Genomic DNA, 24,560 nt, shown 5'->3' with positions numbered 1-24,560 from the left:
GCAAGGAAATAAATTTTGCACAGGTGAGAAAACCTGTGCTACCGATGTATTCTTGAAACTACACAGGTTGGAAGACCTGTGCTACCGATGTATTACTGTGATCATGGGAACCTGTGTTTTGATGACAACCATTATCGAGCATCGAGAGGGGGATTTGGTTATGGCGTTGTCAAACCTTGTGAGGAGAACAGCGGTTTTGCTCGTACTGTTGAGCCTGCTTTTGCTGAGCGTTCCAGCCAGCGCCACGGTGGCGGGGGATATCGCCGCCGGTCTGCCGATGGAGCAGGTCATCCAAAACGCCTTGGGAACTGGGATGACAATCGAGGCGATTGTCGCCCAGGCTTTAGAGGCTGGCGCTAAATATCAGGATATCGTGAAAGCCGCGGTAGCCCTCAAGCTTGACTTGGCAAGGATCTTCAAGGCCTGCATGGAGCGCGGGGTAGGCGCCGCAGATCTCATGGCGGCGGCGGTACAGGCCGGAATCGGTATGGAGCAGGCTGCGAATGCGGCTATGGCGGCCGGCGCCAAATTAGCAGAAGTCAGGCAGGCCCTGGCCAACATGGGATATCCGGGGGCCGATGATTATACTTACTCAGCCCCAACCCCACCGCCGCCACCTCCTAGTGGCACTCCTTCCTTCCTGGGCGGTGGTGGCGGAGGAGCTGTCAGTCCGGCCCGGTAATCACAGTTGCCTTTAGATTAAGGGGGAGACGATCATGGAAAACCGCCGGGGAAGTTTGGCAGGGCTCGGTGGATTGGTAACCTTAATGTTCATGGTTTTGCTAATCGGGACGGCCTTCGGTCAGGAAAAAGAAAAGGCCGCAACCCCGCCGTCTACGGCGGCGGAGGAGGCCGAAAAAGTGGCGCTTCCCGAGGAAGAAGAGGAGAAGCCGCCGCTCTTGCCGGAGGAACCGGGTTATTTTCCCGGTCTGCTGCCGCCCAGCCCCTATGGCACATTGTCTGAAGTAGGGCCGATAACCGGGGTGATGGCGCCGTATGGCTATCCGGCCGCCTATGACACCCTGCTCCGGGGATGGAAGGCCCACCGTCTGGGACCGGTGATTGTCGCACCGTATTTTGAGTACGACGGCATCTATCGCAGCAACATCTACCAGACCTCCAATAACAAACAATCTGATTTTGTCAACTGCCTTAATCCCGGCATACGCTTCGAACTGCCGATATTAAGCCGCCACAAGGTCTCGGTCGGCTATCTGGGCAATTACTATATATACTCGGAGAACAGCGATCAGAGCCATTATGATCATAACGTCAATGCCGACGCCGTGGTGAATTTCCGCAACAACCTATCGCTGCGCTTCGGCAACACCTACCGGTCGGCCACCGAAGAGCGGAACGTCAGTACTTCCCGCAAGCGCAATTATGACCGGATTAACCCCTATTTTACGGGTACCTACGCCTTTGCCGACAAGTGGAAGTTTCAAGGCTCCTACGAGTATGACTGTCTGGATTTCGCCGATATCCAGGATCGTCGAAATGAATACCGGGAACATATCGGCGGGATGACCCTGTACTATAAATTTTGGCCCAAAACCGCCGCCCTGGTGCAATATATCATTACCTCCCGAGAGTATCCTTACGAGCCTCGGGGCGATAATATGAGCCATACGCCTCTCCTCGGCCTGACTTGGGACCCGACGGCCAAATTGAGCGGTACGGTGAAATTCGGTTACACTATGAAGAAATTTGACCAGGACGTGGTGGGTCGGGATGATTCGCCTGACTCCTGGGCCATGAGTCTACAGACGCTGTATCGCTACAGCAGATTTACCACCTTTACCTTAACCGGACAGCACTCCATTCAGGAAGATATTGACCTGGGCAACAACAACGCCTACCGGAATACCGGCATCTATGCCTCCTGGAACCATGATTGGCACTTCATCCGGGCGGCAGTCTATCTGGCGTTTGCTTATACCAGAAACGATTATCTCGGTACGATCTTCGATACCGGAACCGGACAGTTTATCAATCGATTGGATGACATCTTTTCCTTCGGGGGCGGCATTAGCCGGCCAATCACCAGTTGGCTGCGGGCGCGGTTGGATTATCAATATATTGATCGGAGTTCCAACCTCAGCAATTATACTTACAACGAACATCGGATGTTGGTTGGTCTACAGTCTTCTTTCTGATATTGAGAAACGACAACCGCACGGGCTTAACGGCGGGATGCGCTTCGCCTTCCCGCCCTACCGGCTGATAATTTGCAGGCGTTTCACACATTATTACTATTCGCTTGATAAAATGGTTTGTTTGGATACTGGCAGCCTGGCAGCTCTGTCTGCCCACGGCCGTTCAGGGGGCAGGGACATGCCCCAATCTGATCCGCAATCCGGGTTTTGAGGCGGTAGACCCGGCCAGTGGAATGCCTCGCAGTTGGCGGCGCCAGGTCAAGGCAACGCCAGGGGCCTCCCCAAGCCAGGTATATCTCTGCCAAGTGGAGGGCCAACAGGGAAAGTTTTTGGCCCTCATAGGGGGAGGAGATCGCGGGGGGCGCGTAGTCACCGAGTTGGCCGGCATCCGGCCGCACACCGATTATCTTCTCGAGTTTTTGGCTTACCGGCCAAACTTTGTCAACGGTGTTTATCTGGAGGTCGAGGTTTTCGGCCAGCGCCGGGTGTGCAATCAACATTTCTCCTGGAGGCGGGTGCAGCCGCTGTGGTTGAGGATTAATTCCGGCGCCTGCCGGGGGCGCACGACCCTGGTGTTTGACAACCCCCATCCGGAAGTGTTGGCCTTCGGGGCTCCGCGGCTGAGGAGGGTGCGGCCTCCGGTTGCCGAGAGTAACACCCCTTTCCGTCGGCCGGAAACTTTCCCGGTGGGTATCTTTGGGGCTACCTTAGAAAACCTGCCGGAGTTGAAGGCGGCAGGCTTCAATGCGGTACAGAGTTATAACTCCGAGCCGGGGCACCTGCGGCAGATGGCGGAGGCAGTCCGGCGCTTTGGATTGAAGATTCTCCCCAATTTCCGCTGCTACGAACCGGACTTGAGCCGGGAGCTGGGCAATCTACCGGATTTATTGGGTTTTTATATAGAAGATGAGCCTGAAGGCCGATCAATCAGCCCTGAGTCACTGGTTAACCTGAAACAGCAGCTTCGCCAGGACAGTCCCGACGTGTTAACCGCGGTGGCCATGTTGCGGCCGCAGATGGTAGCAGAATATCGGCGGGGAGCCGACGTTTTTCTCCTGGATCCCTATCCGGTGCCGTCGATGCCCCTGACCTGGATGGCCGATTGCATAGAGGAGGCGGCGCAGCACGTTTCCCGGCAACGCCTCTGGGCAGTGGTGCAGGCCTTCGGGGGAGGTAGGTACGTCAAAGATGGCTGGGCCCGGCGTCCCACCTATATGGAAATGCGGGTCCTGACTTATCTGGCACTGGTGCATGGGGCGCACGGAGTCTTTTACTTCTCGTATCCCGAGGCTCGGTCCTCGCCGGAAGCCTGGACCGGACTTACCCGGATTGTCGGACAGTTGCGGGACCTGCAGGCCTGGTTGGCGGTTCCCAACACCCGCAGTCCGTTCACCCTGGAAATGCTTCCACCTTATCAGACGGATTACCGCGGGCGACCGGCGGTTCATTATGCCTGGAAAAAGAAGAACGGCGACCGGCTGCTCATTCTGGTTAACGTCCTCGACCAACCCGTCAGTTTCCGGTTGGCCGGTTTTCCCCCTCAGGTTGCCTGGCTCCAGGATTTCTGGCTGCCGATTAAGACCGTTACCCTACAGGGCGATATTCGAGAAAATTTAGGGCCGTATGAGGTCCGAGTCTACCGCTATCAGCAGAGCACTTAATCCCGTGAGCCGAGTTCTGGCCAGCGGTAGCTGGCTTATCTGGGGAAGCGCGACGGTCCTGGCTGCCCTGGCACCCCTGGCATATGGGGCGGTCCATCCCTGGGCCTACTATACTCTCGGTATCAGCCTCGGACTGCTGAGCGCCTTTGTACTCCTCCAGGGAATCTACACCCTTTGGACAACTCCCTATGCCGCCCTGAACTGGCCGCGGCCACCGCTCTGGTGGGCGGCTTTGGGTATGGCCGGGCTGGTTGTCCTGCACGTTTATCCCTGGCCGGCAGAGGTCTTGCAGTACTTTTCACCGACGGCACTCCGGCTGCGGTCTCTGGGGAATGGCTACGGCTTGGCCGATGCCCTGCCTTTTTCACTCAACCCCTATGCCAGCGGCCTGGAGGCGCTGAAACTCTGGCCGGCGGCAACCATATTCTACCTGCTCGTTTATACCGGGCGCAGCCGCACTCAGCTCCGATTATTCTTCTGGCTTATCTTAGGGGTGGCCCTGTTTGAGGCGTTGTATGGCTTTGGCCAACTGCGCCAGAACACAATCTGGGGTTGGCGGAATCCCTATACCGGCTTCCGGCTGTGCGGCACCTTTATCAACAGTGATCATCTGGCGGCGTATCTGACGCTTGCCGTCCTGCTCGGTTTCGGACAGTTCTTGGCCCAGCGCCAGGAGGGTCCACGACCACCGGAGAATCTGAGGGGATGGGCCCGGGTGCAGCGGTGGTCCCGGTCCGAATACCTGGAGCCCTGGCTACAGCGCCACGCCTGGCTCTTTGTAGTGTTGATCCTCACTACGGCCTTGATTTTTACCGGCTCGCGCGGCGGGATGATCTCGCTGTTAATCGGGTTTGGGATCATGGGGCTGCTGCATCAGAGCCGACAGGCAGTAAGGGGACATTTCTATCTGATCGGCTTTTTCCTGGCTGCGGCCTTGATCTATAGCCTGTTTCTCGGCAGCCTGCCGTATCTGGCAAGATTTCAGGATCTTACCGATAAAGGGCGGTATGCCGCCTATCAGGGGGCCTTGGCGCTCTGGCGGGATTTTCCATTGTTGGGATCGGGGCTAGGAACTTTTGGCGAGGTCTTTTATCGATATCAGCCCGTGGAGCTTAAAGAGGCGCGTTTTCTGGACGCTCACAGCGATTGGCTGCAGTTGCTGGCCGAAGGCGGAACGGTCGGTTTTATCCTGGTGGGTGGCGCCTGGTTGGTTTTCTACCTCCGGATGGTCAGGAAGTGGCGCCAGCGCCGCGATCAGTATGTGCGGAGTCTGGGTTTGGGCGGTCTCGGAGCCCTGGCAGGCGGGGCCTTCCATGGCCTGGGAGAATTTCCTTTCCATATTACAGCCTTTACTTTGACGTATGCCGCCTTGGCGGCAGTAATATATCTCCTGCTGCAGCAACACCAACCGCTAGGGTATTTTTCCTACCCGAGGGCGGCTCTGGCGCGCCGCCCCAAGGTGCTAGTAATTCTTCTGTTGGCCGTTTTACTCTGCCAATCCGCTCTTACTGTCTGGGCCTGGCACTGGTGGCGGGCCGAAAGCACGGCTCCGAGCGAGCCTGATTCCACGCGGCGGCCGGTAGCGGCGAGGAGTGCGGAGGATGACCGTCAGGCCTTGCTTGACAACCCTGCTAATAGCCGCTATTATAGCAGAATAGCGGTTTTTTTAGGAAAACAGACCGGAAGCGAAAGTGGATCGTTCGGCGACCTCGAGGTGCTTCTCAAAAAGGCGATACACGGAGCCCCGGCCGAGTGGCAGTACCGCTATCAATTGGCGGAATATTATCTGCGGCGCGCCGCCTCTGCGCCGAATCCTTATCTTCCACAGGCCCTAAAAGAATATGCTGCGGCCACCGTCCTCTTCCCGGCTTCGGGCTTACTTCACCTTAGGCTCGGAACGGCCTTGAATTGGGCCGAACGGTATTATAGCGGGCTGATTCCGGCGGAGTTGCAGGACCGGGCGGCATATCATTTGGACCAAGCGGTTGGGTTGGAACCTAAATTACGGAAATTCCTGCCGCCGGGATAAATCGAGTTCCGAGTTTCAAGTTTCGGGATTAAGATGGGAGACACTATTTACTTCAGTTGGAAAGGATTATTTCTGCTGATGAGAGTAAAAATTTTTTGGCCCGGTCTCTTAGCAGTTTTGTGGTTGGCCCTCGGCTTAGGAATGACGGGGGAGGTAGCCGCCTCCCAGGAGAATTATGTCCTGGGACCGGAAGACGAAATTGAGATCAAGGTCTGGGACCATGATGACCTGACCCGAAAGTTGCGGGTCGGTTTGGACGGCAGTATTTCCTTCCCTTTTATTGGCCATATCAAGACCAAAGGTCTGACGCTGTCGCAGCTCCAGAATGAATTGCAACGACGTTTGGGCGACGGCTATATCATTGACCCCCATGTTTCCATTACCATCACCGACTATAAGAGCCAAAGGTTTTTTGTCGTTGGGAACGTAGCCCGGCCGGGGACGTACCCTTTGACAAAAAATATTACCGTGGTGGAAGCGATCTCCCTGGCTGGCGGGGTGGCCAGTGGTGGCAGCGGGGGGAAATCGGCCACCATCGGCACCGCCATTATTGTCCGATCCCCAAAGGGGGCCAAGGCTGAGAAACCGCTGCTGCCTGAGCACGCCAAGCCGCAGGATAAGCTGGTAGTCTCTCTCACCGGCGCCATGACCGGTGATCCGCGGCATAATGTGGAGATCAAAAACGGTGACACGATCTATGTGCCGGCTCTGGTCTATTTTGTTACCGGCGAAGTCAAAAAGCCGGGGCGCTATCCGTATGAAGAAGGCTTAACGATCCTGCAGGCGGTAACCACGGCCGAAGGCTTTACCGATAAAGCCGCCCCTAAACGCACCCATATCATCCGGGAGCATGGGCAGGTGAAAGAAAAGATCGCCGTCAAGTTAGACGACCCCATCCGCCCCGGAGACACGATAGTAGTACCTGAGGCATGGTTTTAGGTGACATATGGCTGATGAATTAGTGAGTTCCGAGACATATCTAGCCGCCCCGCATCCGGGGCGAACGCTGCATGACTACCTGCGCATCATCATCCGGCGGCGATGGGTCGTCCTCAGTGTCTTCCTGGTACTGGTCGCGACCACGGCATTGTATTCCTTTACTGCCACTCCTATCTACCAGGCGACGGTGCAGCTTCTCATCGAACGGCAGCAGCCGCAGATTTTTGATACCCGCGACGCCGCCGCAGCGCAGATGAAGAGCGAGGAGTTTTATCAGACCCAATACAAGCTGCTCGAAAGCCTGGCCCTGGCCAAGAAAGTAGCCGACAAACTGCATCTGGCCCAACATCCGCAATTTGCCAAAATCTTCGAGAACCTGCCGCCCGAGGCCGACAAAACCCAGCAGCGCCAGGCCGAAGAACATCTGGTGAATGCCGTTCAGAGCCAAATCGAAGTAAAACCGATCCGCAACAGCTCGCTGGTGGATGTCAGCTTTTCCAGTCCTGACAAAGAGTTGGCAGCGCGGGTAGTCAACACCCTGGCCCAGGCCTATATCGAAAAATCCCTGGACCTGCGCTATGCCGCCTCCCAGGAGGCCGGGCAGTGGCTACAACAGAAATTAGTGGAGGCGCGCCGGAAGTTGGAAGACTCCGAGGGCAAACTCAACCAGTATAAGAAAGACCAGGGGATCGTAGCTCTTGAAGATAAGGAGACCATCACCGCCCAGAAGCTGGAGCAGCTCAATCGCGAGTTGGTGGCCGCCCAAACCCGGCGCCTGGAGGCCGAAACCCGTTTCCAGGAAGTAAGCGCCGGCCGTCCTATCCCGGAAGTGCTCAATAACCCCTTAATTCAGACTCTCAAGGGGGAGGAAGCCAAAACCATCGCCCAGATTTCGGAGCTCAGCAAGAAATTCGGCGAAAAACATCCCCGGATGATCCAGTTGCAGCACGAAATCGCCGCCACCCGCGGCAAGATCGCGGCCGAAACCGGTTATATCGTACAGAGTATTAAAAACGCCTATAACATGGCAAAAAATCAGGAAGAAAACCTGAAGCAGGCCATGGAGACGCATAAAGACGCCACGCAGGATTTGGGGGAGCGAGCCATCCAATACCGGGTGCTGCTCCGGGATGTGGAGACCAACCGGGCGCTCTACGAAAATATGATGAAGAGCTTGAAGGAGACCACCGCCACCGGCAATCTCCCGTCCACCAATATTCATATTGTCTATCCGGCCGCCGTGCCGGATAAGCCGGTAAAGCCGAAAAAGGTCCGCAATCTGGCCCTGGCCCTGTTTCTAGGGGCCTTTTTGGGCTGCGCCGCGGCTTTCGGGCTTGAAAGCCTGGACACCACCCTCAAGACCCCGGAGGAGATCGAGGCCTGGCTGGAGGTCCCCAATCTGGCCCTGATTCCGCACCTGGAGTTTAGCGGCGCCCCCGAGGAAGTGCCGGAGGTGGTCGTGCACCAGGAGAAACAGACTTTGGCGGCCGAGGCTTTTCGCGGGCTGCGCACCAGCATCCTCTTTTCCACTCCCGGCCAGGCCCCGCAGATCGTTCTGGTGACCAGTGCCCAGCCGATGGAAGGCAAGAGCCTCATCGCCGCCAACCTGGCCGCGGTCATGGCGCATGCCAAGGGCGACGTCCTGCTGCTTGACGCCGACCTCCGCCGTCCTAGCCAGCATCAGACCTTTCAACTGGAGAAGGAGCCGGGACTGACCAACTACCTGGTCGGTGAAGTGGCGGAATTGCCGGTGCAGCGGACGGCGATGCCGAATCTCTGGGTGACGTCCTGCGGCAAGCTGCCGCCCAACCCCTCGGAGCTTCTGGGCTCGGCCCGCATGCAGGAATTTCTAGCCCAGGCCCGGCAGCGCTTTGCCCAGATAGTAATAGATTCACCGCCCCTGCTATCGGTCACCGACGCCGCTATTCTGGCAACCCTGACCGAAGGCGTCCTGCTGGTGATCAAGGCCGAGACCGTACCGCGCAAGGCTGCTCAGGAAGCCCGAAACGATCTGCAGGAGGTCAAGGCCCCGATCCTGGGTGCGGTGCTCAACGACGTCCCCCTCCACCGCAACGGCTATTACTACTATCATCAGTATTACCGCTACCATTATTACTATACTTCCCCGGATGGCGTCAAAACCAAGCGCCGCAGCAAGGCCACATCCACCCCCGGCCTGTTGGGCTATCTGAAGAACCGCATCGGCCCGGGGAGAGGGAAAAAGGCGAGTTAAGCGGGAAATTTCAGGAGATAATCAGGCCAGCGCCTTGTCTCGGAGTCGGTCTTTGCGGGCCTCGACGTCGCAGACCATAACGATCATATCCGCGTTCTGGCCATAGAGGTCTTTCACCAGGTCTTCAAAAACCGCCTTCACCCCGAACCCGGCCCGTTTGAAGGCATTCAGGGCGCCGGGGGCATTGAAATAGATCTCCGCTACCAGCTTTTCCAGGCCGTATTCCCCTGCCAGTTCCGCGATCTCATTAATTAACAGGCTACCCAGACCCCGGCGCTGAAAGTCTTTGGCGACCACAACGCGAACATTTCCCAGATGTCTCTTCCAGCCCGATTTACGCATATGCAATGTGGCGTCGCCGACGATCTTGCCCTCTACCTCCGCCAACAGGGGAAAGACCTTGTTCAGATCGATATTATTCACCCAATGGTCGATCAGTTTGGGATCACGGACGTCGTTGCGCAAGAATTGGCGATCCTGTTCGGAGACCCGAGAGAAAAAATCCAGGAGTTTATCCCGATCATCGCTGACCATAGGCCGCAGCAGCACCTTGGTGCCGTCTTTCAACACGCTCTCTTTGCGAAACCCCTGCATGATGAACCTCCTCCCCGATATTTAGGTTGGCAAAGCTGCTTCATACTCCGTAAGCCAGTCGTTCGGCCAGGTATGGCGGCAGGTTGGCGGCCAAGATTTTTTTTTGGGCAAACCTGATGTTATAAGGAACCAGTTTAAAATGGAGCCAGTATTCATCGGTATCGAAGACGGCATACGAGGCCAGGGGGATTTGATTGCGAGGCTGGCCGACGCTGCCGGGGTTAATCAGGTAGAGGTTGTCTTTGGTCAGATAGGTTCTCTGTTCGGAAATAGGGAGCTGAACGATCTTGCCCCGGATATCCCGACGCCATACCGCCCGCCGGTGGGTATGACCGAAGAGGCATACTACAACTGGCTGCAGCTCCCGACGGAGCATATTAAAGACCCGTTTGCCCTGAAACAGATAGGAAATATAAGCGTCCGGATTGACCGGAGTGCCATGGCAGGCAAGAAAACGATCCCCGATCAGTCGGGTAATAGGAAGTTCTTGCAGAAAGATTCTATTTTCAGCAGTCAACTGGGCGCCGGACCAGATAATCGACTGGTAGGCAATGATATTGAAATCCTGGGCCAGATTGATATCGATCACCGCCCGGTCGTGGTTGCCGGCGACGCAGAGAATCTGTTCCTGGCGGATGAGATCAATGCATTCATTGGGATTAGCATTGTAGCCTACCAGATCGCCCAGATGAACGATGAGGTCCACTCCTTCGCCATCAATCGACTGAAGCACCGCCTCCAAGGCCTCGAGGTTGGCGTGGACATCAGAGATCAGGGCCAGTTTCATTCTGCACACTCTTTGGATCCCCGGCAAAGCAGACCGCCGGTCAGGTAATGACCTGATTATATCAAGGGCAGGGGGGATTGCAATGACAAAGCCGGGAATGTCTGCGGAACCCTTGACTTTTAATGTGTTCTTGATACATTTGGCAAATATGACCGTCGTGGGGATCCATGGAAAATTATCAGATCGTTGAGTTCTTTGAAGAGAGAAAAATATACTGTGCCTTTGTCGCGGATGACCGCGGGGAGCGATTGCACGTGGTCACCGAGCATAACCGCGAAGTTAACCTGCCACGCAAGCGAGTAATCCATGCTGCACCCTGGTCAGCCGGTGCCAGTCTCTCCCGGCATGAATTAGTCGAGCGCCTGAGAGCCGTTGGCGCCCGACGGGAGACTCTGAAACAAGACATTAACCTGTTCGAACTCTGGGAGTTGCTGGTAAACGAAACCGAGGGCTTAAGCGCTGCAGATCTGGCGCGTACCTGGTATGGTGATGGCGTGACCTCCGACCAGATTGCGGCTTTGGGCCGAGCTTTGTATGAAGACCGGTTCTACTTTAAATTTAAGGGTAATGTTTGGAGCCCGCATCCGCCCGAAGTAGTGGAAGGATTGCAGGAACAGCACCGCCGTGAAGAGGAACGGCGCCAGGAGCTGAAAACCGCCGCCGGATGGCTGAGAGCAGCCTGGGAAAGTGGGAACATCACCGATCCCCACTGGCGGGAACGACTCCTGACCGTGCTGCAAAATATGGCGGTGCACGGTGCAACCCACGAGGATTACGAGTTGGGCAAGGCCTATCTGGAGGAAGCCAAACTCTTTAAACCCGATACCCCTTTTAAACTGTTGGTAAAGTTAGGCGTCTTCAGCCCGGACGAGAACCTTGACCTCCATCGGTATGAAACACCTCAGGATTTTCCCGCTGAAATTCAGGAGGCGGCCCTGGCCCTTTGTCAGAAAACCGCATACCCGGATCCTTTTGCTCCCTGGCGGGTTGATCTTACCGGGCTGCAGCTTTTTACCATTGATGGCGAACGCACCCGTGATTTTGATGACGCCCTCAGTCTGGAAAAGATTCCGGAGGGCTGGCGGTTGGGCATCCACATCACCGATGTCTCTACCTACATTCCTTTAGGCACCCCCCTGGATCAGGCGGCGCTGGAACGGGGAACGTCCCTCTACCTGCCGGATCGGCGCATCCCGATGCTGCCGGAGGCCTTATCGGAAAACACCCTGAGCCTGTTGGCTCAACATCCCCGGCGGGCCGTCAGTTTTCTCGTGAATCTAACGGCAGAGGGTGAAATTCAGAATTATTCCATCCTTCTGAGCATGGTACAGGTCAGCAAGCGTTTCACTTATCATGAGGTAGATTACCTGTTGGCCCAGAACGAGAGGCTGGCCGCCTTACACCGGCTGACTGCCTGCCTGCGGGAACGCCGTCTCAGCCAGGGAGGGGTGCAGTTGCAGTTTCCGGACGTCACTATTTTGACAGATGCTTCGGGAGAAGTGCGGGTCGAAATTGAGGACACGGAGACCCCCAGTCATGAATTGGTTTCCGAGGCCATGATTCTAGCCAACTATCTGGGAGCCCAGTATCTGGCGGAACGCAAGGTTCCCGTCCTTTACCGCAGCCAGGCGCCACCTCGGGAAGAGCTTGAAAAGGTGGAAACCGGTTCGCTCTTCCAACTCTGGCAAAACCGGCGCCGATTAAGCCGGGTGCTCCTCGATCTGGAACCCCAGCCCCACTGGGGACTGGGATTGCCGGTGTACACCACGATCAGCTCCCCTATCCGCCGTTATCTGGATCTGATCATTCACCGACAACTGTTTGCGGCCTTGTGCAATCAACCGACCCCTTATACTCGGGAAGCACTGGAAGGGCTGCTTACTCTCCTGGAGCCCACCCTGCGTCGGGCGGCTCTGCTCAAGACGCGGCGGCTGCGCTATTGGCTTTTAAAATTCTTAAGCCAGCACGTCGGCCAGAAGTTTTCCGCCCTGATTCTGGAGAAACACCCTAATCGTTATCGGCTGCTCTTTCTCGATATCTTGCTGGAATCCGAGATGCCTGCTCCTTCCGGTCATCAGTTTCAACCCGGTGAGACTATTTTTGCCCGGATTGATCGGGTCGTTCCCCAGGAGGATGTTTTAAAAGTCAGTCTGGCTTAAAGCAGCAATAAGGAAGAACGGGTTATGCAAGAAGTCTTCGATCCCAAAGCCGTAGTTCTCATCGGCGTCTCTCGCCAGACCGGCGTCGGGGCCTATAATGGTCTGGAGATGCTGCAGCGCTTCGGCTACCGGGGGGCCGTATACGTAGTCCATCCACATGCCGGAGAAATTCTGGGACAGAAAGTTTATCAGCGTCTTGCCGATATCCCCGAGGTTCCGGACCTGGCCGTCATTGCTGTCGGCCGGGACCGCGTTTTGCCGGTAGCGGAGGAGTGTTTTGCCAAAGGCATCCGCTGGTTGATAATCATTACCCAGGGGTTCGCTGACGCCGACCGCGAGGGAAAACGGCTGCAGGAGGCACTAGTAACTGCCGCCCGGCATTGCCAGGCTCGCATTATCGGGCCAAACACCATGGGCGTGATGAATGCCTTCAATGGCTTTACTACGGCGTTTGTGGACCTGCCCCGCAGTCCGGACCCGGCGCCGGTCTCCCTGGTGGCCCAGAGCGGGGCGCTGCAAGTCGGTTCGGAATCCTTCCTCGGCCCCCTGGGGAAGGCGGTGGATATCGGCAACGCGGCTGACCTCGGGTTTGTGGAGGTCCTGGAATATCTGGAACAAGATCCTCAAACCCGGATTATCGCGCTGCACATAGAGGGTCTCATCCAAGGGCGCCGTTTTCTGGAGACCGCCGACCGCATAAACCGCAGCAAACCCGTGGTTATCTTTAAAACCGGCGTCAGCGCCTCCGGGGCGCAGGCGGCTCTCTCTCATACCGGTTCCATGGTGGGAGAGGATCAGATATTTAGCGCTGCGGTGGCCAGGGCAGGCCTTAGTCGGGTACACAGCGCCCTTGATCTGCAAGATACCCTGCAGGCTTTCCGTAAGCTTCCCCTCTTACGTGGTCGGCGTATCGGCATCGCCACCCCAAGCGGCGCCCTGGGGATCATCGCCCTCGACGCCCTCAGTCGGGAAGATCTGGTCTCCGGCCCCCTGCCGGAGAACATCCGCAACATCGTGCAGCCACAGGGCCCGTACTGGCACATTCTCCACAACCCGGTCGATCTCTGGCCCATCGGGATGCTGACCGGCGACTATCTTAAACTTGCCCAGCAAACCCTGTCCGGCTTTTTGGCTGATCCGAACATCGACGGCATCATTTGCATGTTACCGGCATTGAGCTCCCCTTTGCACAGCAATATCATTGCATCGCCCGCTTTCTTTGCCGATCTCCATCTGGAAAGATTTAATAAACCCCTGGTAGTTTCGCTGTACGGCGATGGCCGGGAAGTTGTCCGCCGCAATTTAGACCCGGTTCCGGGCGTTGCCGGCTATTTTTCGGTAGAGCAGGCAGCTCATGCTTTGGGTCAACTCTATCGCCGCTATCAGGCGCTAAAGCGGCCGACGGAAAGCTGGCGTCTGGTTGCCAAGACCAACCCCCCGGCTCCCACGGAACCACTCCTGTTGGGTCAGGCGGCATTGGAATTTCTGGCCGCCTATCAGATTCCCGTTGTTTCCGGCCGATTAACCCATACCCCGGAAGAGGCTGCGGCCGCAGCGGCTTCTTCCGGCTATCCGGTGGTATTGAAGATTATTGCTCCGGAATGGCTCCATAAATCCGACCGCGGCGGAGTCATCTTGAACCTGATGACCGAGGAGGCGGTTCGGGCGGGCTTTGAGCGGCTGCAATATCTGAGTGCCCTCCCCTTTTCCGGCCCGGTGGGCATCTTGGTGCAAAAACAACTATCCGGTCGCGAGCTCCTCTTAGGGATCAAAGCCGACTCCACTTTTGGCCCGGTCATCGTCGCCGGCTATGGCGGCGTCCATACCGAACTGTGGGGAGATGTGGTCAAGACCCTGGCGCCGGTTAACCTGGCCCAGGCGCGTGAGATGTTGGCTTCACTGCGGTCTTATCCACTGCTGACCGGTTATCGGGGAGCGCCGCCGGCGGCGATAGATGAATTGGCCCAAACCCTGGTCCATCTCTCCAATCTGGCGGTGGCCCATCCGACCCTCCGAGAGCTGGACATCAATCCCCTCATGGCAACTCCGGAGGGGTGCTGGGCCGTAGACGCCCGCCTGGTTTGGCGCCAGAATTAGAGGATTATCGTATGTTTTGCCGTTTTCACCCTGACCGGGAGGCGCACATTCACTGCCAGAAAATGGGTTATTACTATTGTCAGGAGTGTCTGGACAACTGCCAGGCCTGCACCGACCCTTGCGCCTACTGCAAATTCCGCCAGGGGTGTGTCATCTGGGAGCTCTGTCGCAAAGAGGCCAAAAGACGCTGCCAGGAGCAACGGCAGGCCAAAAATTGCTGAAAGTTGTCTGGGGCGAATACAAGATTCGCCCCTACAGATAGAATCCATGTCTGAGGGAGAGGGGACCGTTGACCGAAACAGATATCGAACTCCTTAAAACCAAGCTGTTTGGCAGTCAGCATGCAGTGGCTCTGACCGGGGCCGGCATTTCGGCCGAATCCGGCGTGCCGACGTTCCGAGGGCAGGATGGCCTCTGGCAGCATTACCGGGCCGTAGATCTGGCCACTCCCGAAGCCTTTGGACGCGATCCCCGCCTGGTATGGGAATTCTATCAATGGCGGCGCCGGCTGCTGGGGCCGGTGCGGCCTAACCCGGCCCATACAACCCTGGCCGAGTTGGAACGGCGGCTCCCCAACTTCACTGTCATTACCCAAAATATTGACGGCCTGCATCAAATGGCCGGCAGCCGGCGTATTATCGAACTTCACGGCAACATCTGGTATCTGCGCTGTACCGGCTGCGGCTTGATTTTGGAAGACCGCCGGACGGACCTGCCGCCTTTGCCAAAATGCGACGCCTGCGGCAGGCTGCTGCGGCCCCACGTGGTTTGGTTCGGCGAGATGCTGGATCCGGTGGTTCTGGACCAGGCATATGCCGCCCTGCACACCTGCGAGATGCTGCTCGTCATCGGCACCTCCGGATTGGTACAGCCTGCCGCCTCAATGGGGGCCGTCGCCAAACATCGCGGCGCCCTGGTGGTCGAGATCAACCTGGAACCCACTCCTCAATCTGATCTGTATGACTTCTCCTGGCAGGGCAAGGCGGGCGAACTGCTGCCGCAGTTGCTGCAAGGGGAATAAAGTGTTGGGGGGCGGGGAAACAGAGTGCATCCCGCCTTCTCGAATGCTCCGGCGCCAATTCTAATGGTTCACGGGTAACCCACAGGTAAGGGCAATTATCGAAAAATCGAGGTTTTTAACCTCTTAGACAGCTGAAAAGTTACTGCACAGGTTAGAAAACCTCTGCTACTGATAAATGATTACTGTGGTTGGTGAGTGGCTGACAGGTCATGGACATTACATTTTGGATACTCGATAGAATACGGCAGGTCATTTTTTGGTTTTTTATCTTGTGTTTTCTTTCGGTTGGAGGCACACTAGATGCCGATGCCGGTCAAAGCGAAAACAGCCGGACGACTCCCCCCCAAACGGCGGATTGGCATCAGGCCGTAGAGGAACTTAAAGCAAATATCAAGGAGTTACGGAGCAATACCGCCTCTTTGGTCAAAATCAAACAAGACTCGCACCTGTCCGCCACCGACAGGAAAACATGGTTGGACAAGGCCAAGGCCTATAGTGAGGAATGTGTTGCCTACCTGGCCGCCCTGGATAAACTGAACGCCCGACAGTTGCAGAAAGATGATCAGGGCCGTCTGCTGCTGCAGGAGAAGCAGGCTTTTCAGCGCGAACTGCAATACTTCCGAGAGGTCTTAGAAAAACCTTAGTACATAACAGCACCCCATTTAACCTATATGCTTGGAGGCTATCTATGAAAAAATCCATTGGCGCTAGGACCTTCCTGTATCCGATGCCGGTTTTTATCGTCGGAACCTATGATGACAACAAGAAGCCCAATATTTGTGCGGTAGCCTGGGGCGGCATCTGCTGTTCCAAACCACCCAGCGTTACGATCTGCCTGAGGCAGGCCACCTATACCTACGGCAATCTCAAGGCCCGGCAGGCCTTCACTATTAGTATTCCCCCGGAATCACGGGTCAAGGAAGCCGATTACGCCGGCCTCGCCTCCGGTCGGGACGTCGATAAGTTCGCCGTCGCCGGACTGACGCCGGTGGCCAGCGAGGTGGTTGATGCCCCGTTTGTCAAGGAATTCCCCATGGTTTTGGAGTGCAAGGTGACCCACATTGTGGAGATCGGTCTCCATACCCTATTTGTCGGTGAGATTCAGGACATTAAAGTGGAGGAGGATTGTCTGACAGATAAAGGCATTCCCGATATTACGAAGATTAAACCTTTCAGCTTCGCCATGGACAGCATGAGCTACTACAGCATCGGCCCCTTCCTGGCTCCGGCCTTTGCCATCGGTAAGGACCTGATGAAGTAGAGGGAAACAGGCCTGAGGGCGAACACCGGGTTCGCCCCTACGGATAGAAGCTCTGCTTAAGATCGAATTGTTAGGGTACCGGCTAATTTAGTTTTGAGCTGCGGGTTCTGAATTCCGAACCACTGGCAAGGGAGCGACGCTCATGTTCCGGGGCGCTCAGGATCATTTTCTTGATCAAGAACTGGCGCACAGCTTCGCTCAAATAGTGATCGGCCTCTTCGAAGAGGAGGCATCTGTTGACCGGATTTACGAGATTGCCCGGACTGCCTTTGAGTGGGGCGATTTTTTCATTGAGGCGGTGGAGGCCAATACCTCCTTGCCACGGCAGCTTGCCTGCCAACCCGGCTGTTCTTGCTGCTGTCATAATCAGGTCGAACTGACCCCCCCGGAGGCCATTCTGTTGGGCGGTCATCTCGCCCAGCGGTGTTCTCCAGCATATCTATCCAATCTCCTCGAACTGGCCGCTCAATCCCTGGACAAGCGAGCTGGCATGACCAAGATACAGGTTGCCGCCAGACGCCGTGAACTCCCCTGCCCTCTCCTGCTCGATGACAATTGTTCGGTCTACGAGGTGCGGCCGCTGATGTGCCGGGCAATGCACTCTTTGGATGCGGCCGCCTGCCGACAGGAATTGACCGATCCCAAAGTCAACCGGGTAGAGTTTTATCGGCACCGCCACAGTATTTTTCTCTCTTTGAGCCGGGGTCTTATTGATGGCTGCCGTACGCTCGGATACCAGACCGGCCCCCTGGACCTGTCCCAGGCTCTCCAGGACTACTTTTCCCAACCGGATTTGGCAGAAGCATGGTTGTTGGGAGGGCAGGTATTCCGGACGGGTCAAGCCCGTAAATGATGGCGAACACCGAGGGGCAAACACCAGGTTCGCCACTACAGTGATGGTCTCGGATCCGCCCCTACGATAGCCACCCTCAATCGGTCAGAACTTTTATAAAAACAGTGCTCTTAAAAACGGCGGGCGCGGCCCGCCCTATGAGTAAATTGCCGATAGATTATCGATAATGGGATAGGGCGGCCCATGGCCGCCGTTTTTTGTTTAACATGGTCGATGAGAAAAAATTTATATGAAAAAAGCGGGTGGTGAGCAGAAAAAGCACTATTGTGAGCAGCCGCCACGGTTCTGATTCCATGTTTGGTTGTGATCAGCAGAACATGCCAATTTATATGGAAGAAGGTGGTGCAGGCTTTCCAGCCTGCAGGCTGATGCACAGGCCAACCGTCATTTTTTCATATTTCGTTGTGTTTCTGAGAACATGAGAACCTTTGACCATCGCTCTATACTTAATGGCGGGTTTTTTTCAGAATTTATACAGATTTGATTCCCTTAGACAGTCACCGGTGACCGCCGCCATTTAAAAAAGGCATAGACTGCAAGTCCCGCCAGTACGGCGCCGAGGCCGGTGAGGGCGGCCATGGGTCTGCTGAAGATGGTAAAAAGGATGATCCAGATATTGCCAAGAATAAAGACAACGGCGGTGAGAGGATAGCCTAGTGTTTGATACGGCAGGTCTTTTCTCGGCTGCCGATGCCTGAGAACCATCAAGCCGCCGACGGTCAACATGGCAAAGACGGATAGGGTAAAGCCGATGAAAAGCAGGAGGTGTTCGAACGAGGCCGTCAGCACCAGGATGATTGCCAGGGTGGCCTGCAGGGCGATGGCGTTGCCGGGGGTCTGGCGCCGGGTGCCAAGTCTGCCGATGCTGGGAAAAAACAGGCCATCTTGAGCCATGGCTAAATAGACTCGGGGACCGGTCAGCATCATGGCGCTGATCAGGGACAGAAGGCTCAAGGCAATGGCCGCAGAAAAAATCTGGCTGACCCGGTGGCCGAAGAGAGCCAGGGCGGCTTTTTCTCCCACCTCCAAAACCCCGCTCATCTCATGAGGGGGAAGTCCGTAGAGGAAGGTAACATTGAGAAAGAAGTAGAGGATGGCGACCAGGAGGGTGCCGATGATAAGGGCCCGGGGAATGTTATGGGCCGGCCGGGAGATCTCGCCGCCTATGTAGGCCGCCGCATTCCAGCCGCTGTAGGCGAAGGAGATAAAGATCAGGGAGATAGCAAATTCGCCGGAAAAGAATATGCGGACATCCGGGGGTTGGCCGAAGTGCTCCAGCGAACCCCGACCCCAGAAGAGTCCCAGGATGACAAATCCGAAAATGAGACTGATCTTAAACAACGTCAAGACGTTCTGTACGCGGCTGCCGAGTGACAGGCTATGGCGGTGGATCAGGGTGAAGGCCAGGATAACTGCGGAGGCAATCAAAGTAAGCGGTGAAAAGGTCAAAACCTTTATCCCCCGGATGGTCCAGATATATTCCGAGGTGGGGCCGCCGTTCAGGCCCGCCAGGAAGTACGCCGCAAAGGCCATCGAGGCAGCGGCAATCGGGGCGGAGAAGCCCACCAGCAGGGAGATCCACCCCGAGAGGAAGCCGGCCAGCTCGCCAAAGCTCTCCCGTAAAAAGACATACTCCCCACCCGCCCGAGGATAGCGGGATCCGAGTTCTCCGTAGCACAGGGCCCCGGCCAGGGCAAACAGCCCCCCCAAGACCCAGCAGCTCAGCATGGCCCAGGGATTCTGCAAATCCTTAATAATAAATCCGGAGGTGGTGAAGATACCTGTCCCCACCATATTCGCCACGACCAGGATAGTGGCCGAGGGCAGGCCGATCTTTTCCAGCCGGCCCTGAACCACGGTGGTATCGTTGGCATTTGTCTGCCCGATGCCGCTCATGCCTTATTTTACCTCAAAACTGAGACTGGCCCGATACATATTCTCATCGCACTCTGTTTTATCGGGATAGGGTGTTTTATGACCGGCGATAACCAGCCAGCGGCCGGGTTTATCCAATTTCAGGCGGAACTCACCTTGAGCATCGGTCTTCCCCACCACTGCAAATTGTTTTTTGGGATCGGGCCACTGGGTGTGGGTTACCGTTATTTCGGCTCCAGGCAAGGGCTTGCCTTGAAAGAGGACTTTCACGGGAAACTCTCCCCCGGCTTTCAAGGTGTTGGGGGCTTGCAGCGGCATCACCTCGAGGACGCTCTTGGCGCTCTGGTGGTAGCCTTGGGATTGTTTGCCGACATCAACCAGTGTTTTACAGGCCATGTCAAAATGGAAGCAGAATTCGGCATCGGGAAGTTCTTTCTTTGTCTGCATTTTCATCCCCTGGGGAGTGCGGCAGACAAATCCTGGCTTCATCTGGGCCGAAACCAGGTAAAAACCCGCCGCCGGGGGGACGAATTCATAGCGGACTGTAGAGATTTTGGTCAACGGCAGCTCTTTGCCGTCAGGACCTATGACCTTGACGGATTGGAGACGTTCGGCTTTGATCTCTTCGTCTTTAGGAAATTTATGTCCGAAACCGACCTCCACCTGGAGGGGTTTACCGATCTCAACCGTGGTCTGGTCAGGCATCAGCCAGAAAAAATGGGCTTGCGCCGGGACGGGCAGGGCCAAGACGAGGGCCAGGGAAAAAAGAATTAACGACCTTTTCATAGCTTACCTCACTTTGGTATTGAGTTTCAAGTTTCAAGAACAGGGTGAACTGTTACGATTTTTTGTGGTGGTTATTCCGACAGGACAAAATGCGGACCGCTCAGGCACCGCCCGACAACAATCATCCCCAGCCATCTTTCTTTTTCATCCGCCAACTTGGCCATAATATCACTCAGGGTCCCCTTGACAACTTTTTCTTTTTCCGGATAGCCGGCGTAGTAGACCACGCCGATGGGCAGATCCGGTGGATTATATTTCTTTAAGGTTTCTACCAGATTGCCCAGTTCTGAGATACCCATGTAGAAAACCAGTGTTCCGGGATAGCGGGAGAGGTCACGGGCCAGGTCGTCGCGGTCCTGCTTGCCAAAAAAGGCATAGGGGGTGGTCTGGGCCACAAACCGGGCTCCGGCACCGGTGCTGGCGCGCTTGAGGGCCGCAAAAGAAGCGGTCATGGCGCCGACACCGGGGACAATCTCGAACTGGTCATCGCTTAATCCCTCGAGCAGCCAGAAACCCCGGCTGTAGACCGTGGGGTCGCCACCGTCAAGCAGGACGATGTTCTTCCCCTGAGCGAGCATAACTTTGAGATTTTTGACATATTCATCCCGTTGGCGGGACTTCTCGGCGATGACCGCCGAGCGTTCTTCAGGTTTATAGGTATGCAGGTCCTTCATCCAGATTTTGCCCTGGTGCATCCAAAGATCCTTCCAGGGGTCTTCCACCTTTTTGCCTTGTAGGTACTTTGCCAGTTTTTTTGCCGACTCCGGGTGGGACAATACCAGATCAGCCTTCTGGATGACTTCAATAGCTTGAAGGGTGAGGTACTTGGGGTCGCCGGGGCCGGTACTGACCAGATAGAATTTGCCGGGACTTACTGAAGCGGCCAAACCCGGCATCGCGCCGCAGGCAACGAGGAAGATGGCTATCATCGCCGCCAACTTGAGTTTTTGCTTCGACATGTATCATTCTCCTTCGCAAACAAATAAATACGCAGCTTTATTCTTCGGTATACTTGGCAGCCAGGGGATCTTTGCCATTCGGGAACATGGCGCCGAATGGCTCAAAACGGTGGATATCAAAAGCGGTGCAGAACTTCATGCCCTGGTTGCTGCCGGTGATCATCAAGGGCCGGGCCGTCTCCAGATTGATCGAACCATCCGGCAGGCAGGCGGCATCGGCGACCTCGCAGTGTACTACCTGCCCGACAATCAGGACAAATTGCGATTCCTCATAGAGTTTCCAGAGCCGGCACTCCATCCAGGCATAGCAGCCCTCGATCCCTGGGGCCTTAATTTCTACCGATGGTTTGGCCGACAGACCGGCCAGGATAAATTCATCCGCCTCGGGAGGGCTGAAACGGGCGGTGGGGATTACTTTGTCGGCCAGATCGGCCCCTGCCAGATTGACGACGAATTCCCCGGTAGCACGGATGTTGTTCAGGGTATCCCGCTTCCAGGCTGAGGCCAGGCAGATCAGGTCCAGGGGGCGCAGCACTGGCATGATACAGGAATACGGGGCGATATTTCGGACCCCGTCGGCGCTGATAGTGGAGATGAAGGCAACCGGCAGCGGCAGCAGAGATTCCCGTTTAAAAGGTTTGATGATCATGCGTTGACCTCTCATTCAGGTATAATGAAAAAAAGGGGCGCGGCGCACCGCGCCCCGAGTGGTCCGATTATTAATCAAAGATTTTTGAGATAGTCCGCCAACCAATCCCCTGTCTCAGTAGCGCAGCTGGATACCGCCGTAGACCGTTGCGGTTGGCATGGGATACCCGTAGCTTTCCTCATAATGATTGCTGAACAGGTTGTCGACGCCGAAATAAAGAAACCCTTTATAGCCCTGGTATTGCATCACCGGATAGCGGCCTTCGAGATTGAGGGTGGCAAAACCTTTCAAAGGCAGATAGGAAATGCCGGTGATGGTTTGATTTTTTATAGTTAGCTGGGGCTGGTAGGTATGAGAAACTATCCGCAGGTAGACCTTGGCTTCGGCCTCATTCGATGCGCGGTAGCGCATCCCCAAGTTAACCTTATGATCCGGCAGATCAACCAACTCCCGGACGTCGGCGTCGAGGGGATCCGGGCTGGTGCTGGTCTGCTGCCAGGTATAGTTGGCAAAGGCGGTCAGGTTGTAGGGCAGCGGCAGGAGTCCTTCGAGCTCTACCCCCCGGAGCTTTGCCAGGTCGATGTTATACACCACCCGGCTGGGCCGGTAACCGAAAACGGTGCGGATGTAATTATTCATATCATAGTAATAGGTTCTGAGCCGCAACGACGCGGACCAGGGCAACTGCTGGAGTATACCGGCCTCGTACTGCATACCGAACTCCGGCGACAGGTAGCCCATTCGATTCGCGGGTTGATAGCCGGCACTGAACCAGTATGATTCCGGCAAGGTGGGAAAGCGGGTGCTGAAGTTGACCGACAGATAGCCCTCGGTGGTGTCGGTAGGCCGGATGGTCAGAGTGCTTTTGGGGCTCAGGGCATCTGCCCGCAGGGTGGGAACAATATTCCCGGTGGCGCCGACTGTAGGAGCGGCGTCATAGTTGTCGTACCGCAGCCCCAGATACAGCTCAAAGTATTTCCAGAAGGGCATCGCCGCATCGACAAAACCACCATGCAGTTTCTGAGCATCTCTCGGCCCGGAGCTGGCAGTGGGCAGGGTGGCATAATAAGCTGCGTTTAAATCACTATAGTCGGTGCCGCCGTAGCCGAAATAATTGCCCTCCAGACCGAAGCCCAGGCGGACCTTCCCGGGCTGCTGGCGGATTTTAAAATTCCAGCCCCAACTGTCTTCATCCCAACTACCGCGTTGGCCGATCAACAGGCTCGGGTTGTTCATGGCATACCAGAAGTCGTTGCGGGTCGCCTGGAAATAGAAGAGACGGAAGGTGGCATCCCCAGTCCAGAACTTCTGTTTCGCCTCGAAATCCCACTCCCACCGCTGGGTATAGGAGTAGCTGTTGTCGCCAAAGGTAAAACCGTTTTGAGGATTGCCGCTGTAGGTGACCGGCGGGCCGTAGAGACCGTCCGAGTCGCTCTGCGGATAATCGGGGTTGTAGTACGGGGAATCGGGCCGGTTGTAGACGATCCAGCCGTTTTTCTGTGATATGTAGCGCACGGCACCGGTAAGACTCAGATCAAAGGGGGTGTTATAGGTCAAACTGGTGTTGAAGTTGACCCGATCATGGACAAAGTTGTTCCTGAGATAGCCCTCGGTGTTGCCATAACTGATGCCGATAACGTATTCTACCGGCCCTTTGCTGCCGGTATGAAGCAGTCGGTAATTCTGGGTATCCCAACTGCCCCAATAAGAATCGAGGTAAATCTTGGGTTCCTTGCTACCCCGTTGGGTGTTGATGGTGATGACCCCGCCCAGGGTATTGCCGTATTCCGCCGACAGGCCGCCGCGGATAATCTCCAGCCGCTCCAGGTCCTGGGGCGTAAGGGTGGACCAATCCACATAGAAGCCGCCCTTAACCCCGGCCCCTTTAAAGGTGCGGCCGTTGAGATAGACCTGGTAGCGGGATTCATCAAATCCCCGCAGGGACAACTGGTGGCTGCGCACCCCCAAGAAGGACCGGCGGCTCATATCTACCCCGGACTGTTCCTCGAGATAGCCCGGCAGGTTCATATAAGGGCCGATGCTGATATCCTCTTTGGTGACCACGGTACTGGTGGCCGCCTTTTCCTTATGGGCCAAGACCTCAATCTGGGGTAATTTTGCCTCCTCCTCAACCTTGGCAGCGGCCTCTTCCTTCACCTCGGATTCCGGCTTTATTTCGCCGGCTTCCTCCCCCGGAACCGGCTGCACCAAAAGCAGAAGCAGAAGAATCAGGACTCCCCACGTTCCAAACCATTTTCTCTTCACCTCTGTTCTCCTTTATCCCTCCAATAGACAGACGTATATTTTGGCAAACAGCCCTGCATTTGTTGAGAAGACAAGGCTGTATGGATGGCCGTACAGTCCTCGGAACAACGTTTTTTTCTTCCTGCAAGTCGCTTTGTCGCCTTACTGTGAAATATTTCTTAAATTTTTGCACAAAAAAAACCACGAAGACCCTTCTTGAGAAAAGCAGGCCTTCATGGCTGATTTTTAAAATATTT

Annotated in this window: 20 protein-coding genes; 13 read left to right on the top strand and 7 right to left on the bottom strand. The window is 56.0% G+C overall.

Annotated features, from left to right (window positions below):
- Positions 1–196 precede the first annotated feature (196 nt).
- The 6 genes from DESAC_RS08830 to DESAC_RS08805 all read left to right on the top strand — a co-directional run bounded on the left by DESAC_RS08830 (position 197) and on the right by DESAC_RS08805 (position 9,018).
- Positions 197–682 (top strand): hypothetical protein, encoded by a 486-nt coding sequence (locus tag DESAC_RS08830; protein ID WP_013706721.1) that lies wholly within the window; start codon positions 197–199, stop codon positions 680–682.
- A gap of 34 nt (positions 683–716) precedes the next feature.
- Positions 717–2,156, top strand: a complete 1,440-nt coding sequence (locus DESAC_RS08825; RefSeq protein ID WP_013706720.1) for an outer membrane beta-barrel protein — start codon at positions 717–719, stop codon at positions 2,154–2,156.
- A gap of 104 nt (positions 2,157–2,260) precedes the next feature.
- The gene (locus DESAC_RS08820) at positions 2,261–3,817 is read left to right on the top strand and encodes a hypothetical protein (RefSeq protein WP_013706719.1); all 1,557 of its coding nucleotides are present in this window, start codon (positions 2,261–2,263) and stop codon (positions 3,815–3,817) included.
- A 4-nt stretch (positions 3,818–3,821) separates the two neighbouring features.
- Entirely contained in the window at positions 3,822–5,846 is a 2,025-nt protein-coding gene (locus DESAC_RS08815; protein ID WP_041283891.1) for an O-antigen ligase family protein, read from the top strand.
- Between the two features lie 78 nt (positions 5,847–5,924).
- A complete protein-coding gene (locus DESAC_RS08810) occupies positions 5,925–6,785 on the top strand; it encodes a polysaccharide biosynthesis/export family protein (RefSeq protein WP_169311523.1) in 861 nt (286 codons plus the stop codon).
- 7 nt (positions 6,786–6,792) lie between these two features.
- Entirely contained in the window at positions 6,793–9,018 is a 2,226-nt protein-coding gene (locus DESAC_RS08805; protein ID WP_013706716.1) for a GumC family protein, read from the top strand.
- A gap of 21 nt (positions 9,019–9,039) precedes the next feature.
- Here the strand turns inward: DESAC_RS08805 and DESAC_RS08800 are convergent, their stop codons facing one another.
- The gene (locus DESAC_RS08800) at positions 9,040–9,612 is read right to left on the bottom strand and encodes a GNAT family N-acetyltransferase (RefSeq protein ID WP_013706715.1); all 573 of its coding nucleotides are present in this window, start codon (positions 9,610–9,612) and stop codon (positions 9,040–9,042) included.
- A 40-nt stretch (positions 9,613–9,652) separates the two neighbouring features.
- Positions 9,653–10,399 carry a metallophosphoesterase family protein gene (locus DESAC_RS08795; protein ID WP_013706714.1) on the bottom strand — a complete coding sequence of 249 codons (747 nt, stop codon included), beginning with the start codon at positions 10,397–10,399 and terminating at the stop codon, positions 9,653–9,655.
- A 167-nt stretch (positions 10,400–10,566) separates the two neighbouring features.
- Between DESAC_RS08795 and DESAC_RS08790 the strand changes: the two genes are divergently transcribed.
- From DESAC_RS08790 to DESAC_RS08760, 7 genes are all read left to right on the top strand, one after another.
- A complete protein-coding gene (locus tag DESAC_RS08790; RefSeq protein WP_013706713.1) occupies positions 10,567–12,558 on the top strand; it encodes a ribonuclease catalytic domain-containing protein in 1,992 nt (663 codons plus the stop codon).
- A gap of 24 nt (positions 12,559–12,582) precedes the next feature.
- Complete coding sequence (locus DESAC_RS08785) at positions 12,583–14,655, top strand: acetate--CoA ligase family protein (protein ID WP_013706712.1); 2,073 nt, start codon at positions 12,583–12,585, stop codon at positions 14,653–14,655.
- Between the two features lie 11 nt (positions 14,656–14,666).
- A complete protein-coding gene (locus DESAC_RS08780; RefSeq protein ID WP_013706711.1) occupies positions 14,667–14,876 on the top strand; it encodes a hypothetical protein in 210 nt (69 codons plus the stop codon).
- Between the two features lie 68 nt (positions 14,877–14,944).
- On the top strand, positions 14,945–15,676 hold the full coding sequence (locus DESAC_RS08775; protein ID WP_013706710.1) for an SIR2 family NAD-dependent protein deacylase: 732 nt from the start codon (positions 14,945–14,947) through the stop codon (positions 15,674–15,676).
- 209 nt (positions 15,677–15,885) lie between these two features.
- Positions 15,886–16,320 (top strand): hypothetical protein, encoded by a 435-nt coding sequence (locus tag DESAC_RS08770; protein ID WP_013706709.1) that lies wholly within the window; start codon positions 15,886–15,888, stop codon positions 16,318–16,320.
- Positions 16,321–16,364: 44 nt separating this feature from the next.
- Entirely contained in the window at positions 16,365–16,937 is a 573-nt protein-coding gene (locus tag DESAC_RS08765) for a flavin reductase family protein (RefSeq protein WP_013706708.1), read from the top strand.
- A gap of 142 nt (positions 16,938–17,079) precedes the next feature.
- Positions 17,080–17,790 (top strand): YkgJ family cysteine cluster protein, encoded by a 711-nt coding sequence (locus DESAC_RS08760; protein WP_013706707.1) that lies wholly within the window; start codon positions 17,080–17,082, stop codon positions 17,788–17,790.
- Positions 17,791–18,279: 489 nt separating this feature from the next.
- On the opposite strand, the gene DESAC_RS08750 is transcribed toward DESAC_RS08760, so the two are convergent.
- From DESAC_RS08750 to DESAC_RS08730, 5 genes are all read right to left on the bottom strand, one after another.
- Positions 18,280–19,686 carry an APC family permease gene (locus tag DESAC_RS08750; RefSeq protein WP_013706706.1) on the bottom strand — a complete coding sequence of 469 codons (1,407 nt, stop codon included), beginning with the start codon at positions 19,684–19,686 and terminating at the stop codon, positions 18,280–18,282.
- Positions 19,687–19,689: 3 nt separating this feature from the next.
- On the bottom strand, positions 19,690–20,451 hold the full coding sequence (locus DESAC_RS08745) for a DUF4198 domain-containing protein (protein WP_013706705.1): 762 nt from the start codon (positions 20,449–20,451) through the stop codon (positions 19,690–19,692).
- A 71-nt stretch (positions 20,452–20,522) separates the two neighbouring features.
- Positions 20,523–21,410 carry an SAM-dependent methyltransferase gene (locus DESAC_RS08740; protein ID WP_013706704.1) on the bottom strand — a complete coding sequence of 296 codons (888 nt, stop codon included), beginning with the start codon at positions 21,408–21,410 and terminating at the stop codon, positions 20,523–20,525.
- Positions 21,411–21,447: 37 nt separating this feature from the next.
- A complete protein-coding gene (locus tag DESAC_RS08735) occupies positions 21,448–22,059 on the bottom strand; it encodes a flavin reductase family protein (RefSeq protein WP_013706703.1) in 612 nt (203 codons plus the stop codon).
- A 114-nt stretch (positions 22,060–22,173) separates the two neighbouring features.
- The gene (locus tag DESAC_RS08730) at positions 22,174–24,324 is read right to left on the bottom strand and encodes a TonB-dependent receptor plug domain-containing protein (RefSeq protein WP_013706702.1); all 2,151 of its coding nucleotides are present in this window, start codon (positions 24,322–24,324) and stop codon (positions 22,174–22,176) included.
- Positions 24,325–24,560: the final 236 nt, after the last annotated feature.

This window comes from Desulfobacca acetoxidans DSM 11109, from assembly GCF_000195295.1.
Lineage (GTDB): Bacteria > Desulfobacterota > Desulfobaccia > Desulfobaccales > Desulfobaccaceae > Desulfobacca > Desulfobacca acetoxidans.
The sequence above is the reverse complement of the archived record's forward strand: the minus strand, read 5'-3'. Positions and strand labels throughout refer to the sequence as shown.

Excerpts from the sequence above, each read along its gene's own strand:
- DESAC_RS08825 (WP_013706720.1), top strand. The coding sequence starts at position 717 with ATGGAAAACCGCCGGGGAAGTTTGGCAGGGCTCGGTGGATTGGTAACC.
- DESAC_RS08810 (WP_169311523.1), top strand. The coding sequence starts at position 5,925 with ATGAGAGTAAAAATTTTTTGGCCCGGTCTCTTAGCAGTTTTGTGGTTG.
- DESAC_RS08805 (WP_013706716.1), top strand. The coding sequence starts at position 6,793 with ATGGCTGATGAATTAGTGAGTTCCGAGACATATCTAGCCGCCCCGCAT.
- DESAC_RS08800 (WP_013706715.1), bottom strand. The coding sequence starts at position 9,612 with ATGCAGGGGTTTCGCAAAGAGAGCGTGTTGAAAGACGGCACCAAGGTG.
- DESAC_RS08795 (WP_013706714.1), bottom strand. The coding sequence starts at position 10,399 with ATGAAACTGGCCCTGATCTCTGATGTCCACGCCAACCTCGAGGCCTTG.
- DESAC_RS08790 (WP_013706713.1), top strand. The coding sequence starts at position 10,567 with ATGGAAAATTATCAGATCGTTGAGTTCTTTGAAGAGAGAAAAATATAC.
- DESAC_RS08785 (WP_013706712.1), top strand. The coding sequence starts at position 12,583 with ATGCAAGAAGTCTTCGATCCCAAAGCCGTAGTTCTCATCGGCGTCTCT.
- DESAC_RS08780 (WP_013706711.1), top strand. The coding sequence starts at position 14,667 with ATGTTTTGCCGTTTTCACCCTGACCGGGAGGCGCACATTCACTGCCAG.
- DESAC_RS08770 (WP_013706709.1), top strand. The coding sequence starts at position 15,886 with ATGGACATTACATTTTGGATACTCGATAGAATACGGCAGGTCATTTTT.
- DESAC_RS08765 (WP_013706708.1), top strand. The coding sequence starts at position 16,365 with ATGAAAAAATCCATTGGCGCTAGGACCTTCCTGTATCCGATGCCGGTT.
- DESAC_RS08760 (WP_013706707.1), top strand. The coding sequence starts at position 17,080 with ATGTTCCGGGGCGCTCAGGATCATTTTCTTGATCAAGAACTGGCGCAC.
- DESAC_RS08750 (WP_013706706.1), bottom strand. The coding sequence starts at position 19,686 with ATGAGCGGCATCGGGCAGACAAATGCCAACGATACCACCGTGGTTCAG.
- DESAC_RS08745 (WP_013706705.1), bottom strand. The coding sequence starts at position 20,451 with ATGAAAAGGTCGTTAATTCTTTTTTCCCTGGCCCTCGTCTTGGCCCTG.
- DESAC_RS08740 (WP_013706704.1), bottom strand. The coding sequence starts at position 21,410 with ATGTCGAAGCAAAAACTCAAGTTGGCGGCGATGATAGCCATCTTCCTC.
- DESAC_RS08735 (WP_013706703.1), bottom strand. The coding sequence starts at position 22,059 with ATGATCATCAAACCTTTTAAACGGGAATCTCTGCTGCCGCTGCCGGTT.